The sequence below is a fragment of the Stenotrophomonas genospecies 5 genome (genome assembly GCF_054473825.1).
Genome location: NZ_JBTMUW010000001.1, coordinates 395,042 through 409,700, shown reverse-complemented (window position 1 = coordinate 409,700; position 14,659 = coordinate 395,042). Strand labels below are relative to the sequence as shown.

Below are 14,659 nucleotides of genomic sequence, written 5' to 3'. Positions count from 1 at the left end.
ATGGGGCGCAAGCCGAACAAACCGGGCGCGATTCCGCGATTCCGGCCGCGCAAGCAGAAGTCGGGCGTGGTGCACTACTACTACGACCTGGGCGGGAAGCCGCGCAAGGAGCTGCCGCTGGGCAGCAACTACGCGCTGGCAATCAAGAAGTGGGCCGAGCTGGAGGGCACCCGCGAGGCCCAGGCCGTGGCGGTCATTACCTTCCGCCACGTGAGCGATGCGTACCGAAAGGAGGTCATCATCCGCAAGGCTCCCCGGACCCAGATCGACAACGGCCATGAGCTGGCCAAGCTGCTGGAATACTTCGACGACCCGCCGGCGCCGCTGGATGCCATCCAGCCCGTGACGGTTCGGCAGTATCTCACCTGGCGCACGAAGGGCGGCAAGGGCATGGTGCGCGCCAACCGCGAGAAGGCGCTGCTCTCGCACATCTGGAACTTCGCCCGCGACAAGGGCTACACCTCCCTGCCCAACCCCTGCGCCGGCATCAAGGGCTTCAAGGAAACCGGGCGTGACGTCTACATCGAGGACGACCAGTACCAGGCGATCCGAGCGGCCGCCGACGTGGTCGTGCAGGACGCCATGGATCTTGCCTACCTGATCGGCCAGCGACCGGCCGACGTGCTGTCGCTGACCGAGATGGATGTGCGAGATGGGGTCATCAACATCCGACAGGGGAAGACAAAGGCAAAGCTGCGCATCGCAGTCGAGGGCGAGCTGGCGGTGCTGCTGGAGCGGCTGCGCGCACGCAAGGCTGGCCACGCCGTGCGCAACACCCTGCTCATTGTCAGCGAGCGCGGCGAAGCGGTCAGCGTGACCAGCATGTCCAGGCGCTGGGCGAAGGCCTGCGAGATTGCCGGGATTGAGGGCGTCCAGTTCCGCGACCTGCGCGCGAAGGCGGCGACCGACAAGGCCGAGTCGTCAGGCGATATCCGCAAGGCACAGCAGCAGCTGGGCCACACCACGGTATCGATGACCGAGCACTACACGCGCAAGCGCCGCGGCCACAAGTCCACGCCGACGCGCTGAAATTCCGCTCCGCAACGGCATAGGCGCGCTTGTGCGCCAAGGGTTTCGAGGCGCCATGATTGCACTCATTGCGGAGCGGAAATCACCCTGAAACCCTTGTGGCACAGGGAATTCTGTGCGGACTTAAAATCCGCCGACCGCAAGGTCATGCCGGTTCGATTCCGGCTCCGGGCACCAGGGCTTTCGGGCAGAATGCGACACGCAGTGGCGTGAACCTCCCGACCGCTCAGATCGCGCGCGAATAGCGCGGCTGCTCGTGCGCTGCACGCAGATGGGGATCGAAGCACATCGCCAGCAGGCGCAGAAGCGGCCGGCCGCGTTCGCTGGCACGGACCACGCCATCGCGATACTCGACCAGGCCATCGTCCTGCAGCCGTCGAACGGCGCACAGGTCCTCGGCGAAGTAGTCGTCGAACACGATGCCGTGGCGATCGCCGAGCGCGCGTCCATCGACCTCTCCCTGGCACATCAGCTGCTGGATCAGGTCTGCGCGCAGCTGATCGTCGGCGCTGAGCGCCACGCCACGCCAGACCGGCAGCTGGCCCTGATCGACCGCACTCTCCCAGGACGGCAGGTCGCGTGGGTTCTGGCTGTAGGTCGCACCGATATGACTGATCGCGCTGACGCCGAGGCCCAGCAGGTCGGTATCGGCATGGGTGGTGTAGCCCATGAAGTTGCGATGCAGCTGGCCAGCGCGCTGGGCGCGCGAAAGATCCTCTTCCGGCAGCGCGAAATGATCCATGCCGATGTACTGGTAGCCCGCTGCGGACAGCTGCTGCACGGCAAGTCCCAGCAGCTCAAGCTTGTCCTCCGGCGAGGGCAGCGCGCGCTCGTCTATCTGCCGCTGCGCGCGGAACAGATGCGGAAGGTGCGCGTAGCCATACACCGCCAGTCGGTCCGGTCGCAGTGCAAGCACCTGCTCGAGAGTGCGGCCGAATCCTTCCTGGCTTTGTCCCGGCAGCCCGTAGATGAGATCCACGTTGACCGAGCGCATGCCGCTGTCACGACAGGCACGCAGGATGTCCAGGGTCTGCTGTACACCCTGCACACGGTTGATCGACGCCTGGACCGAGGGATCGAAGTCCTGCACGCCCAGGCTGGCGCGATTGAAGCCCAGCCGTGCCAGCATCGCCACGTCACGCGTTTCGATGAAGCGTGGATCAAGCTCGATCGAGAAATCGCGCTCGGCCGAGCAGCTGAAGTCAAAACGCCGGCGAAGGCCGTCGATCAGCGTGGTCATTGCCTCGGCATCCAGGAAATTCGGCGTTCCGCCCCCCAGGTGCAGCTGGATCACCTCACGGCCTTTCTGGAACTGCGGCGCCAGCAGATCGGCCTCGGCCAGGACCCGTGAGACATAGCTGTGGCCACGGCTTCGATCACGGGTGATCACCCGGTTGCAGCCGCAGTAGAAGCACGGGCTGGAGCAGAACGGGACATGCACGTACAGCGACAGCGCGCGCGCCAGCAGGTCGCTGTCCGCGATCGCCTGGCGCAGTGCGGGCGCGCCGAAACCATCGTGGAAGTGCGGAGCGGTCGGATACGAGGTGTAGCGCGGTCCGGGCCGGTCATGCCGGCGCAGCAGATCGGGGTCGAAGGTCCAGGCCAGGCCGCCGGCAGCGGGAGAGAACGTGTCCATGCCGCCAGCATCGCGCCGGACAGTCAGTGCCGCCTTGACCCAGATCAATCCCGCGCAGGAACGCCCAGCACCGGCAGCGCCACCTGCGGCCAGCGCAGCATCTGGTACCGGCGCCAGAACGTTTCCGCAATGCGCGCGGCCACATCATCGGCCAGCGCCTGCATCGGTGGATTGCCGCATTCGGCGGTGGTGCGCCGGAACAGCGCGAGCCAGCGGTCGAACAGGTCCTTGTCCAGGGCGATGGCCATGTGCTTGGACATGGGCGATCCCTTGAAGCGACGCGTTCCCCTGAGCATTGCGGACCAGAAATCCACCAGTTGCGCCAGATGCCCGGGCCAATCGTGCACATGCGCGTCGAACACGGGGCCCAGACGCTCCTCCTCACGCACGCGTGCATAGAAGTCGTGGACCAGACGGGTCACGTCCTCTTCGGTACACAGCGCGGGCGAGGCGACAGGAGGGACGAGTGATGGCGTAGCGTTCATCAGAGGCACCAGGCGATTGCCGGCAGAGTGCGCCAACCGGCCGGCACCGCCGTTGATCCAGATCAATGTCGGCGCACGTGCGCGCGCCTAGGCTGACATGCCTGCAGGAAACATGCCCTGCGGATGCTGCGCCAGCCATGGCGGAGTATACGCGCCGCCCCCTTCCCGACCCGCGACCGCATGAATACACCCACTTCGTCCCCGCGTCAGCGCCTGATCCAGCATTGGGGCGCCATCCTCTGGCCCAGTTTCATCGCCGCCGGGCTGGCCAGCGTGGTGTTCTTCGCTTTCGTCGACCCGTTGCGCCTTCAGGCCATCAGTTTTCCGGGCACGGCGATCAGTCGCGAACTCGGCTACACGGTCGGCTTCTTCATGTTCTGGGCGGTGACGGCGCTGTCCAGCGCGATCACCGGATATCTGCTGCGGCCGATGCCGGCAGACGCAGATGATGAGCTGCCTCTGGGATGAACGCACTAAGGCCCCCTTCCCCACCGTGGCGATGGCGTGGCGCACTGCGGCTCGGTGTGCTGGTTGGCTTCCTTGGGCTGCCCTGGTTGCGCTGGGACGGCCGCCAGGCGCTGCTGCTGGACCTGGACGCACGTCGCTTCGACCTGTTCGGCTGGACCCTGTGGCCCGACGACGTTGGTCTGCTGCTGGGCCTGCTGCTGGCGCTGGCGATGGCACTGGCGCTGTTGACCCACCTCGCCGGCCGCATCTGGTGTGGCCATGCCTGCCCGCAGACGGTGTGGAGCTACGCCTTCAGCCTGATCGACAGCTTTCTTGCCCAACGCCTGCCACGCGCCCTGGCGCGTCCTGCCACGCAGGCCGCATGGTTACTGCTGTCGCTATGGACCGGCATCACCTTCGTGGGATTGTTCAGCCCGATCACCGGCCTCGTCACCGCCAGTGTCCAGGGCGGCTGGAGTGGCTGGGAAACCTTCTGGGTGCTGTTCTACACGGCAGCCACATGGGGCAACGCCGGCTTCCTGCGGGAGCAGGTCTGCCGTTCGCTGTGCCCCTTCGCGCGCGCACAGCCGTTGCTGGTCGACCCGCAGACCCCCCGGATGCTGTATGACGCGCGCCGCGGCGAACCCCGCGGGCCCCGGCCCGCTGGCCTTGGCGGCGTGATCGGCCGCGGTCGCGGGCTGCTCGATCCGACCTCCGCGCAGGACTACGTGTTCCGCGCCGCGCACCCATGGCTGGCCGGCCCCATGCCCACCTTCAGCGCCGACCGCCTCGGCGACTGCACCGATTGCGCGGCCTGTCTCCACGCCTGCCCGATGCAGCTCGACATCCGCCAGGGCCCGCAGGCCGACTGCCTGGCCTGCGGCGCCTGCCTGGATGCCTGCGAGCAGCAACAGTCCCGGGCCGGTTTCGGTCCGGGACTGATCCGCTACTGCAGCCCGCAGACGATGGCAGGGCAGCCGCGGCGCGGGTGGCGACCGCGGACCGTGGTCCTGGCATCGTTGCTGCTGGTGCTGCTGAGCGCTGGCGCCTGGCACCTGCTCTGAATCAGCGCGACCCGTTGGCGTGCGGAGGCACCAGCTGGGCACGCCGTACGATTCCGAGCTGCTCGATGATCAGCGCCATTTCATTGGTCACTTCCGTGCGCTCGGTCCCCTGCGGGACAAGCCGGTCCAGCACCTGCTGGTACGTGTCCCAGAAGGCAGGGCCGCATCCGTGTTTGTGATAGCTGGCTTCCAGTTCGCGGCGTACCCGTTCAGCCAAGCCATGCATGCCGTATTCCATACGACCTCCGTTGGACTTGTCCTGCATCGTTGACGGTCTACCGACTCACTTGCGTGCTGAAAGACTCCCGGGCTTCACGACCGGTTGACCTCAATTAGTCACAGATTTCACGACAGGTCAATTACATGCGGCGACTTTTTCGATTGAAATTATTAATCGTTCACATAACGGTCTGTGATCGGCACAGGCAAAAGAAGGGGCCGATCCCGACGCCGTGGTGCCTCCGTCGCCAGGGCAGCTTCGTGGCGCGATCAATCGCAACGCGGGTTTCGATCAATTTTCCCTATATTGATAAGCATGCTTAACACATACCGCAAAGCATGCTAAATACGACATTTACAGACGCAACCTAGCTTGATTCGTCTTCAGAGGCCTCAGCCCAAGGGAACAGGTCGGGATGGCGCTGGTGGAGGATGAACTGTCGCAATGGAGGAATGGGCGCTTCCTGGGGCCATTGCGACACAGCGGATCGCGTTATGCCAAAGAACTGCGCCAGCTCGGCGTCGGTCTGGAATCCCAGGCGCGTGCGCACCTGCCGTTTGCTCCAGAAATCGGTCATGGTCGGTCCTGTCGTTAACCAGACTTATTCTTGCGGCAAGGATTCTTTCGCTTCCACGCGTTAAGCTGGCTTGCATAGATGAATACTCTCGGCCAACGACTCGCCATTGCCATGAAGAAAGCCGGGCACCCACGCCCGGCCGATCTGGCCCGCGCCGCCGCTTCAACGACGGCGACCATCAGCAACTGGCTCAACGACCACGTCAGCCCCTCACATGTGAAGGCCGAACAGCTGTTCCGGATCGCCGACGCAGCCAAGCTGGATGCACGCGAACTGCTGTACGGCATCCATGGGCGGGGCGTCGGCGAACGCACCAGCTATTACATGCCCAGCGAAGCACACCTGGATGTCTGGCAGGATGCCTATGAACTGGTGAGCGTGCTGGTCGCCGAGAAGGGCCTGGAGATCGACCACCGGCGCCACGCGGCACTGGATCTGCTGGCATTTGAACTGTTGATGGATGGCGTCAGCCGCAGCAGGGTGGCGCGCGTGGTGATGACCTCCCTGCCCTGACCGGGTCGGCGCTGGTAGCATGGGGACCGATGGGGATGGGGCTCCCCCGATAACCGCCAGGCATGGCTGATGGCTCCTGCTGTGACGAACCGGGCGTTCGTCGATGGCAGGCCGTGCCCGCCATCGCGTTCGCCTCCGCATCTGCGAACACGTACTCGAGGCCCGCCATGCAAGCACTGAACAATTACGTCCTGGTCTTCCTGGGAGGCGGCGCCGGCGCCTGCCTGCGCCATGCCTGCAACCTGATCGGCACGCGGTTCGCCGTCGGCAGTCCATGGCCCTGGTCCACCTTCCTGGTCAACATCAGCGGCGCCCTGCTGATGGGGGCGGTCGTCGAGGCCTTCGCCCTGCGCAACGGCGCATCGCCGCAGCTGCGGCTGCTGCTGACCACGGGCATCCTGGGGGGCTACACCACCTTCTCCACCTATTCGCTGGAGATCGGCCTGCTGCTGCAACGGGGGCAGCACGGACTGGCCGCGCTGTATGCAGGGGGATCGATCGCACTGGGACTGGCCGGCCTGTTCGTGGGCATGAAGCTGGCCCGCCTCGCGCTGGGCTGAACGCTCAGGCCGCGGAGGTCCGCACCTGCCCCCGCCACTGCCGGGGCGATTGCCCGGTGTGCGCCTTGAACGCACGCGAAAGCGCCGCTTCACTGCCGTAGCCCACCTCGTCGGCAATCCGTTTCAGCGGTCGGCCCTGGCGCAGGGCCTGCTGCGCCAGGCCTACGCGCCAGCCCTGCAGGTACTGGCCGGGGGTGGTGCCCATCGCCTCACGGAAGCTCGCCGCGAATACGCTGCGCGACATTCCTGCGACGTCGGCGAGGTCTTCCAGCGTCCATGCCTGCGACGGCGCCTCGTGCATCGCGACCAATGCCAGACGCAGGCGCGGATGACCGAGGCCAGCAAACAGACCGCCGCGCATCTCACCGCCTTCCATCAGCTGCCGCAGCACCTGGATCATCACCACCTCGAACAGACGATTGACCATTGCCGCACGGCCACAACGCTGCTCGAACGCCTCCTCGAACAGCATTTCCAGCACCGCATCGCTGCCGTGCAGGTCCGCCAGTGGCAGGCAGATGAAATCAGGCAATGCGGCACTGATCGGATTGAGCCGGCCGCCTTCGAAATGCAGGTTGGCGCAGGCCATGTCGGCGCCGAGGTGCGGGTCGGTCTGGAAACGGTGGGGCATCGGCCTCGGGTATAGCAGCAGGCTGGGCACCTCGACCTGCACGGTCTGTTGTCCATGGCTGACCTGCACCGGTCCACGCCGTACCAGATGCAGCTGGCCGGCTTCGTCCTCCCCTTCCAGGCTGTTGATGCCGCACAGTGCACCGGCGTGGAAGACCGACGCAGTGACCGCGAAACGCTCAAGCAGGACGGCGAGGCGATCCACCATGTCGGACTCCAGGGCAAGCAGAAGGGGGAGGAACCTGCAGATCGTATCGAATTCGGCGTCATTGTGTGCGGCGCTGGCCGCCGGCGCTGCGCGGCGCTATACAGGGGCCACCGTCCCGCGCATGGAGCCCACGATGTCGAACCGGATCGCCCGCGCCGTGTTGCCTCTGCTGCTTTTCGCCACCCATGCGCAGGCCGCTGCAACCGCAGACATTGAACAGCTCGGCTGGCTCTCCGGCTGCTGGCAGCTGGACGGGCAGCCACCTGGAGCCGGTGAGCAGTGGTCCACCGTGGCCGGCGGAACGATGTTCGGCAGCAGCCGCAGCCTGCGCGACGGGCGCACCGTGGGTTTCGAGTTCATGCAGCTGCGCCAGCACGACGATGGGCGGCTGGTGTTCACCGCGCTGCCCTCCGGCCGCAACGCTACTGATTTCAGTGCCGTCCGGGTGGAGGCCGACGAGGTCGTCTTCGAGAATCCGGCCAATGATTTCCCGCAACGGATCACCTATCGCCGCATCACTGGGCAGCGCCTGCACGCACGTATCGAGATCGCACAGGACGATCCGGCACAGGCCATGGATCTTCCGATGCACCGCGTCGCCTGCGGCGGGCCGGTGATGGCCCCCTGACCTGACGCATTGCAGCGGGCACGGCACCGCGGCCGGTTCTATGCTCGGCGTATCACCTGCCCGGATGAACACGATGCGCGCCCTTCTCCGACTGACCCTGGCACTGGCCCTGGCGTTGCCTTCCGTTCCGCTGCTGGCGGCGCCGCCCGCCCCGCCACGCATGCTCAGTGGCGAGCTGCAGGGTGCGCCGTGGCGCCTGGACATCCCTGCGGACTGGAACGGCGATCTGGTGATGCTGGCGCACGGTTACGAGCCGGTGGGCACGCCACGCGAATCGCCGATGGCCGCCAACGAGGCAACCGCACCTCTGCTGGCGGCCGGCTACGCGGTCGCACAGAGCGCCTACGCGAGCCAGGGGTGGGCGGTGGCCGATGCCATCAACGATGTGGAACGCCTGCGTCAGCACACGCTGGCCGGTTTGAAGGGCGTGCGCCACACCTGGCTGCTCGGTTTTTCGATGGGCGGTGCGGTGACCGTAGCCAGTCTCGAACGGCATCCGGCCCACTACGCCGGTGGTGTTTCGCTATGCGGCGCCAACCTGTCAGGCGAGCAGCTGGCCGGCGACCTGCTCACCACCGTGGTCGCGTTCGACTACTTCTTCCCGCATGCCGAAGGACTGCCTGCTGCTGGCCTGGCATCCAGCGAAGCCGCTTCGGTACCACAGGGCGAGCTGTACCAAGGCATCGCCAACGCCCTGCAACGCGCGCCGCACTCCGCTGCGCTGCTGGCCACACAGTTGCAGGTCGCGTCCGATGCGCTGCCCGGAACGATCAGCCTGCACGCCCTGGTCCTGCACGAACTGGCCAAGCGCAGCGGCGGCATGCCAGTCGGCAACATCGGCGTCGTCTATCGTGGATTCGGCGATGACGTCGCGTTCAATGCAGGGGTGCAGCGCATCGCTGCCGTTCCCGCAGCACAGGCGCGTGTGCGCGAAACACTCGGATTGACCGGGGCGCTGAAGCGGCCGCTGGTGATCCAGTTCAACAACGACGATCCCACCATCGCACCGCGCATGCAGGAGCGCTACCCGCAACTGGCCGCGCATGCGGGCGCGACGCCGTTGCCGCGCGTACTGCCCGCAGCAGGCACGGGCCACTGTGGCTTCTCCAGAGAACAGGTGGTCGCGGCCCTGAAGGCTGCCGCGATGCGCTAGCCGCCCAGCGTACCCATGGTGAAGGTGTAGCCGCTGCTCATCAGGAACTCACGCATGCGCATCTCGGCACGACGCGGCGATGCCAGGTTGGCAGGCCCGTACAGCGCGTAGACCACACCAGCCCCCTCGATGGCCTCGCGCCGGACCCCGCAGTGGCGGGTTTCCGAAGCGGTGCTCCAGCCATCGCGCAGGCGCTCCGGTCCGATCGATTGTCCGTTCATCAGCCGGAATGTCAGCCAGCGTACTTCCGTTGTGGGTTTGCTCATTGCCGATCCACCGCCTGTCCGCCACGCGCCATAGTCTCCCTGCCTGCCATTGCCGCGCCCGAAGGCCTCTGCACTGACCATACCCCCTTCCCATGTCGTAGGCGGCTGAGACTGGGACGTCAGGCACGTTTGGCAGCGCAGGATGACGGCGCAAAAAAAAAGCCCTGACCGAAGTCAGGGCTTTTCAATTGGAGGCCTCAAGCGGAATCGAACCGCTGTAAACGGATTTGCAATCCGGTGCATAGCCACTCTGCCATGAGGCCAACGTACTGCGCGCCAGGAATGGAGCCCCTGACATGACAAAACCCCGCGATGGGGCCTGTCGGAACATGGAGCGGGAAACGAGACTCGAACTCGCGACCTCAACCTTGGCAAGGTTGCGCTCTACCAACTGAGCTATTCCCGCATAGGCTGTCATGATACCGGAAGCCCGGAACTCACACCAGCGATTTCACACCTGATTTCACTTTTCTGACTGCGCGAAAAGCCTTGTGGCTCAACGGGCCCCGCCTTGCCAAGGGCGGGAGAAAAACAAGGCCCCAACCGGGGCCCTGTAGAATCTGGAGCGGGAAACGAGACTCGAACTCGCGACCTCAACCTTGGCAAGGTTGCGCTCTACCAACTGAGCTATTCCCGCAGATTCTTCGACCTGCGTCGAAGGAGCGCCATTGTGTCGAAGTTCCTTCACGCCGTCAACCGTCTTCCGATGGCGTGCGACGCGCGGCTTGGTCCACCGGGGCCCGCTGCCAGATCGCATACAGCGTTCCGACGATCTCCATTCCCTGCTCGAATGCCGAGAATCTGGCCTTCACCTTGCGGGGCCGGCGGCGCAGGTCGTCACTGGCCATCAGCTCGCCAGACCGGTCGGCAGATGCCGTCTGGGCCTTCTGCAGGTACTGCTTCTCGAGGTACTTCTCGATCCCGGGAAGGTTCGACAACAGATGCGCCCCGTTGTGCCAGGGCATCAGTACCGCAACCAGGTCGTTGCGTTCTGCGATCTGGATGGCGATGTCCAGGAAGGACTCCACGATGGACCGGAGACAATGCGTCGCAAGCATGTCTTCCATGGGATTGATCGCGCGGATGATGAGGCAGCTCCCGGAAGCGTGCAGGGACGGCACGACCTCGATGTTCACCATGGCCATGCCCGCCAATCGTCGCTGCCTCGGATCGAATACGACCAGGTGGGCGTGGCGCGCCTCCTGCCACATCGCAACGCGATCGCGTGAGCATAGATTGGCGGCATGCTTGGCGAAGTACGCCGCCGGGTGCTTGGTCAACGTCGCATGCAGATGCGTGCACGATCCGGAAGGGTCCGGGCGGCCATACCTGCCCTTCTCGCGCTTCACCCAGCGCACGCACACATCCAGAACGTTCTTGCGCATCTGCGCGAAGGCCTGATCCAGTGACATGACCGGTACCGTGCTGTCAGCGGACGGCGATGGCGGCAGCAGCCGCTGCAGCAGCTGCCTGGCGTCATCGGGAGCGAGGCTATGCAGAAAACGCTGAGCATGTTCGTCGAGGGCATCCGGCAATGCGCTGTTGAACAACCGATCCAGCTGCTCCAGGTACGCGCTGGTCTGCGCACCGTCCTCCGGCATGCTGGCGACCTCGCTGAAGGTGCTGCGCCGCCACTGGAGGATCTCCGGATCATTGCCTGCGGCAGCCAGCAGCAGGCCGAGATGGGCGGAGACCGACCACGGATCCCGCGCGGGATCCAGCAACCGCTTCGATCGCAGGTCACGGAACGTTCGCGGCCCCTCATCCGGGCCGTGCTGGAACCGCGTCGCATGTTCGCTGGCGCGTTTCAGTGCCAGCAAGCTGCTGCGCTCCAGCACGCCTGTGCGTTTTCTGATCGAGCGTTGCCAGGCCATCGGATGGAACGGCTCCAGCCTCCATCCATCCAGGTGCGACTGGAATCCGCGTGCCGCCGCCCAACTTCCACGGACGACATCGACGGACGTGCGGTAGACCATCGAAATGAGCTCCGCATCCACCTCGTCCAGCTCGGCTGACGTTGCTCCCTGCCCGGCCAGCAACTGCTCGACCGCGGGCTGTAACCGGGCCAGCCTGTCCTGCAGTGCTTTCATCGACGTTCCGCCTGCGCGAAGGACCGATGCGAGCAGAAGTCCGCCGGTTCCCTCCAGCATCGCGGGCAACTGCGGCAGGAGGCGCGCCATCTCTTCGCGACGCCGCGTGGCCAGCGCATCGTAGTAGCGCGCCATGGCATCTGCATCGACGTTTCTCTGCGGGCGCGGAACCACCTGGTGTGCCCGTCGTTCGACCACCTCCAGGACGCATCGATGGTTCTGCATCATGAAGCCGAAGTTGTGGCGCTGGAAGGCGTCATCCGCCAGCAGCCGACACAGTTCGGGATCGCTGCCGCCCCACCAGGTCACCCCGTGCAGGCCCCGGGTAGCGAAGTACCAGTCGCGCAGCGCTTTTACCGAATCCAGGCCTTTGTCTTCAACCAGGTAACGCAGCAGTCCCGGACCGAGGGACGCCAGCACTTCCAGCTTCCGCAGCTCTGCAAAATCAGCAGGCGCAATGGCCGAATGCAGGTACTGGAATGCGTCCAGGCTCCCCTGTGCAAGCATTCGACCCACCCATTCGACCAGGACATCGACGTCCATGCCCGCTGTGCGCCCCGCAATGAGGGTCAACCACGCGTCCAGGCGATCGGCGTCACCGACGCGATAGCAGGCCTGGAACGCAACAACGTGGCCCGCTGCACCGAGATCATGGCGAACCAGCACCTGCAGGAATCGATCCAGCCGGTCGGGCCGTCGCAGATACTGGCCGCAGGCGCCCAACTGCGTGAAGTCGAGGCAATGAGGTGCTGCCAGGAGAAGGTCGATGGCGGCCTCCACATCTTCGGCCGGGGCATCATCGCTCAGCTCGGCCAGCAACCGACAGCAAGTGGCAAGTGCATCAAGGCCTGCACCACGTGCGATCAGATGATGGGCGATCCAGTCAGGGGGTGGAGCATGAAACCCCAAGTAGCCGCGCAGCGTGTGGATATCTGCCGGTGTGCATGCGCCGGCTGCCCCCAGCACCCAGGCCCACGTCTTCGTCGGCGTGCGCCACAACAGATAACGTGCAGAATCGAATACCTCGTGCACCGGCGCAATGCCGGCACCGGCCAGCAGTGTCAGATTCGCGGCCAGACGCGCCGCATCAGATTCTTCCAGGTCGACATCATGAAGGCGCGCCAGGTGCGGCCGCGCAACGCCCGCAAGCATCAGCTGGCGCACAACGGAACGCACCGGCTCGCGCTGCGTTCGCCGCGGCCGCCAGCCGACGCTCCATGCCCTGTGCGCGGTGTGCGCGGACTGCAGCCACTGCAGCTCTTCCTTGTGCTGGATGATGCCTTCATCCACCATCCACCGCGCAAACCATCCAGGCGCTTCAGACCGTCCAGCACACCGGTCGAGGTCCGTCAGCCGACGGAGGCCCAGGCGATGGGCAGCGATGAGCCAGCCGGCATCCCGCAGCTGCAGCGCCCGCAGTTCTTCCCACGACGTGGCTTCGAAGCGGCGCAGGGCGATGTCCAGGCTGCGGCTGTACATGCGTGCTTCCGCATGCAGGAACAGCCGTGCGTGGAACTGGCAGTACACGTACTGGCGGCCCTCGAACGTCCGGATCCGCGACAGCGCGTGTCGCACGTACCTGAGCACCCACGGGAACGGCATGAACACCTGCACCAGAAGCGGCCACCCGCGGCCCTTGCCAGGATGCAGCGCGATGTCCGCCGGAATGCCCAGCGCACGGCGCGCCATGTCTTCCTCGGTGACCACAGTCCGGTCTTGCCCGCGCAGCGCATCGGCCACTGCGATGCGGAAGCCACGGATGCGGTTGCGCGGTGCTTCGGGCCGGTCATCCGTCCGCTCATCGTCGATGTCGTCGTGGAACGCACCCGCGGATCGTCCCCGGCAACCCTCCAGCATCCGATCACGGTACGCCCGGTAGGCGGTCTGCCCACCGTCCTGCCTCGTTTCGTGCACAGCCTCCATCTGCCAGCCCTTGCCCCGCTCCCTGCGTCACCCCGACGACTACAGCGGATGATATCCATTCGGCCCGGTCCGCAATGGCGGGCAGGAGGGTCCGGCCTGACCGGAAACGAAAAACGCCCCCTTGCGGGAGCGTTCTTTTTTGAATCTGGAGCGGGAAACGAGACTCGAACTCGCGACCTCAACCTTGGCAAGGTTGCGCTCTACCAACTGAGCTATTCCCGCAGATTCCGTTCGACCTGCGTCGAAGGAGCGCTATTGTGTCGAGATTGCAGCAATGCGTCAACAGAAATCTCCTCGGCGATTCCCGTTTTCCGTTCAGGTTCGGATGAGCGGAAAGCCCGGCAATCCAGGGCCGGCACAACATAAAAAAAGAGAGGCCAGAGGCCTCTCTTTCAGAATCTGGAGCGGGAAACGAGACTCGAACTCGCGACCTCAACCTTGGCAAGGTTGCGCTCTACCAACTGAGCTATTCCCGCTTGGGAGGCGAAATTCTACCCATTCTGGAAGGGGCGTCAAGGCCTTTTTTCAACCGCGCGCATCCAGCAACCAGCGCGCTTCGCAACCTGACGGGCATCCCGTGTGCCGCCGATCAACCGTTGCCCAGCTTCTTCTGTCGTGAGCGCTCGCGTGCGGCACGCTCGTCCTCGCGCAGGCTCGGCCAGGCCGCGTGCAGATACTGCAGGCCGGACCACAGCGTCAGCACCGCCGCGATGGCCAGCGTCCAGTCACCGATGTGGAAGATCGGCCAGCCCATCCAGATGTCCTCGACCGCCACGCTGGGCGCGACCGAGTACAGCAGGCACAGGAGCGCAACCATCTGCGCGGTTGTCTTCACCTTGCCGATCATCGCCACCCGCACCTTGGCACGCTGGCCAAGCTCGGCCATCCATTCGCGCAATGCCGATACCGCGATTTCGCGGCCAACGATGACGGCGGCCCAGAACGCCATCCACGGCGTCGGATGCCCCTGCACGATCAGGAACAGCGCCACCGCCACCATCAACTTGTCCGCCACCGGGTCGAGAAAGGCGCCGAACGCCGATTCCAGCTGATAGCGGCGGGCGATCCAGCCATCGAGCCAATCGGTGATCGCGGCCAAGCCGAAGATCGCCGCCGAAGCGAAGTTGGTCCAGGTGTAGGGCAGGTAGAACACCAGCACCAGCACCGGGATCATCACGATCCGCAACAGCGTCAGCCAGGTGGGCAGGGTCAACTTCATGCTTGCGCGCT

At 65.2% G+C, this 14,659-nt stretch carries 15 protein-coding genes, 5 tRNA genes and 1 riboswitch; of the genes, 7 read left to right on the top strand and 13 right to left on the bottom strand.

What is annotated here, in order from left to right; all coding sequences use genetic code 11:
* Positions 1–1,029: a tyrosine-type recombinase/integrase gene (locus ACX9OW_RS01865; RefSeq protein ID WP_277381576.1), complete on the top strand. Its 1,029-nt coding sequence runs from the start codon at positions 1–3 to the stop codon at positions 1,027–1,029.
* A 226-nt stretch (positions 1,030–1,255) separates the two neighbouring features.
* On the opposite strand, the gene hemN is transcribed toward ACX9OW_RS01865, so the two are convergent.
* Both hemN and ACX9OW_RS01855 read right to left on the bottom strand, forming a co-directional pair.
* Positions 1,256–2,665, bottom strand: coding sequence for an oxygen-independent coproporphyrinogen III oxidase (hemN, locus tag ACX9OW_RS01860; protein ID WP_459061815.1), 1,410 nt, complete (start codon positions 2,663–2,665; stop codon positions 1,256–1,258).
* A 44-nt stretch (positions 2,666–2,709) separates the two neighbouring features.
* On the bottom strand, positions 2,710–3,150 hold the full coding sequence (locus ACX9OW_RS01855; RefSeq protein WP_065175929.1) for a group III truncated hemoglobin: 441 nt from the start codon (positions 3,148–3,150) through the stop codon (positions 2,710–2,712).
* A 180-nt stretch (positions 3,151–3,330) separates the two neighbouring features.
* Between ACX9OW_RS01855 and ACX9OW_RS01850 the strand changes: the two genes are divergently transcribed.
* Positions 3,331–3,618, top strand: coding sequence for a hypothetical protein (locus ACX9OW_RS01850; RefSeq protein WP_053520310.1), 288 nt, complete (start codon positions 3,331–3,333; stop codon positions 3,616–3,618).
* Positions 3,615–4,661, top strand: a complete 1,047-nt coding sequence (locus ACX9OW_RS01845) for a 4Fe-4S dicluster domain-containing protein (protein WP_459061814.1) — start codon at positions 3,615–3,617, stop codon at positions 4,659–4,661. The genes ACX9OW_RS01850 and ACX9OW_RS01845 overlap by 4 nt, the downstream gene beginning before the upstream one ends.
* 1 nt (position 4,662) lies before the next feature.
* Here ACX9OW_RS01845 and ACX9OW_RS01840 read toward each other — a convergent pair whose 3' ends face one another.
* Together ACX9OW_RS01840 and ACX9OW_RS01835 are read right to left on the bottom strand one after the other, a co-directional pair.
* A complete protein-coding gene (locus ACX9OW_RS01840) occupies positions 4,663–4,899 on the bottom strand; it encodes a hypothetical protein (RefSeq protein WP_019337197.1) in 237 nt (78 codons plus the stop codon).
* A 349-nt stretch (positions 4,900–5,248) separates the two neighbouring features.
* Positions 5,249–5,458, bottom strand: coding sequence for a helix-turn-helix domain-containing protein (locus ACX9OW_RS01835; protein WP_053520301.1), 210 nt, complete (start codon positions 5,456–5,458; stop codon positions 5,249–5,251).
* Between the two features lie 111 nt (positions 5,459–5,569).
* Here ACX9OW_RS01835 and ACX9OW_RS01830 point away from each other — a divergent pair, with 111 nt between their 5' ends.
* Entirely contained in the window at positions 5,570–5,971 is a 402-nt protein-coding gene (locus tag ACX9OW_RS01830; RefSeq protein ID WP_053520302.1) for a hypothetical protein, read from the top strand.
* A 22-nt stretch (positions 5,972–5,993) separates the two neighbouring features.
* Positions 5,994–6,057, top strand: a riboswitch (Fluoride riboswitch).
* 81 nt (positions 6,058–6,138) lie between these two features.
* On the top strand, positions 6,139–6,531 hold the full coding sequence (crcB, locus tag ACX9OW_RS01825) for a fluoride efflux transporter CrcB (RefSeq protein WP_053520303.1): 393 nt from the start codon (positions 6,139–6,141) through the stop codon (positions 6,529–6,531).
* Positions 6,532–6,535: 4 nt separating this feature from the next.
* Here the strand turns inward: crcB and ACX9OW_RS01820 are convergent, their stop codons facing one another.
* On the bottom strand, positions 6,536–7,369 hold the full coding sequence (locus ACX9OW_RS01820; RefSeq protein WP_065175878.1) for an AraC family transcriptional regulator: 834 nt from the start codon (positions 7,367–7,369) through the stop codon (positions 6,536–6,538).
* Between the two features lie 133 nt (positions 7,370–7,502).
* Between ACX9OW_RS01820 and ACX9OW_RS01815 the strand changes: the two genes are divergently transcribed.
* Both ACX9OW_RS01815 and ACX9OW_RS01810 read left to right on the top strand, forming a co-directional pair.
* Complete coding sequence (locus ACX9OW_RS01815; RefSeq protein WP_459061813.1) at positions 7,503–7,997, top strand: DUF6265 family protein; 495 nt, start codon at positions 7,503–7,505, stop codon at positions 7,995–7,997.
* Between the two features lie 73 nt (positions 7,998–8,070).
* A complete protein-coding gene (locus tag ACX9OW_RS01810) occupies positions 8,071–9,150 on the top strand; it encodes an alpha/beta hydrolase (RefSeq protein WP_459061812.1) in 1,080 nt (359 codons plus the stop codon).
* On the opposite strand, the gene ACX9OW_RS01805 is transcribed toward ACX9OW_RS01810, so the two are convergent.
* The 8 genes from ACX9OW_RS01805 to pgsA all read right to left on the bottom strand — a co-directional run bounded on the left by ACX9OW_RS01805 (position 9,147) and on the right by pgsA (position 14,648).
* Positions 9,147–9,416 carry a hypothetical protein gene (locus ACX9OW_RS01805; RefSeq protein ID WP_053520307.1) on the bottom strand — a complete coding sequence of 90 codons (270 nt, stop codon included), beginning with the start codon at positions 9,414–9,416 and terminating at the stop codon, positions 9,147–9,149. The two genes, ACX9OW_RS01810 and ACX9OW_RS01805, sit on opposite strands and share 4 nt — an antisense overlap.
* A 189-nt stretch (positions 9,417–9,605) precedes the next feature.
* Positions 9,606–9,679: transfer RNA gene (locus ACX9OW_RS01800), tRNA-Cys, on the bottom strand.
* 67 nt (positions 9,680–9,746) lie between these two features.
* A tRNA-Gly gene (locus ACX9OW_RS01795) sits at positions 9,747–9,822 on the bottom strand.
* 155 nt (positions 9,823–9,977) lie between these two features.
* Positions 9,978–10,053: transfer RNA gene (locus ACX9OW_RS01790), tRNA-Gly, on the bottom strand.
* Positions 10,054–10,108: 55 nt separating this feature from the next.
* The gene (locus ACX9OW_RS01785; RefSeq protein WP_459061811.1) at positions 10,109–13,420 is read right to left on the bottom strand and encodes a hypothetical protein; all 3,312 of its coding nucleotides are present in this window, start codon (positions 13,418–13,420) and stop codon (positions 10,109–10,111) included.
* Positions 13,421–13,575: 155 nt separating this feature from the next.
* Positions 13,576–13,651 (bottom strand) — tRNA-Gly (locus ACX9OW_RS01780).
* Positions 13,652–13,829: 178 nt separating this feature from the next.
* A tRNA-Gly gene (locus ACX9OW_RS01775) sits at positions 13,830–13,905 on the bottom strand.
* A 113-nt stretch (positions 13,906–14,018) separates the two neighbouring features.
* Positions 14,019–14,648 (bottom strand): CDP-diacylglycerol--glycerol-3-phosphate 3-phosphatidyltransferase, encoded by a 630-nt coding sequence (gene pgsA / locus ACX9OW_RS01770; protein WP_053519958.1) that lies wholly within the window; start codon positions 14,646–14,648, stop codon positions 14,019–14,021.
* Positions 14,649–14,659 lie beyond the last annotated feature (11 nt).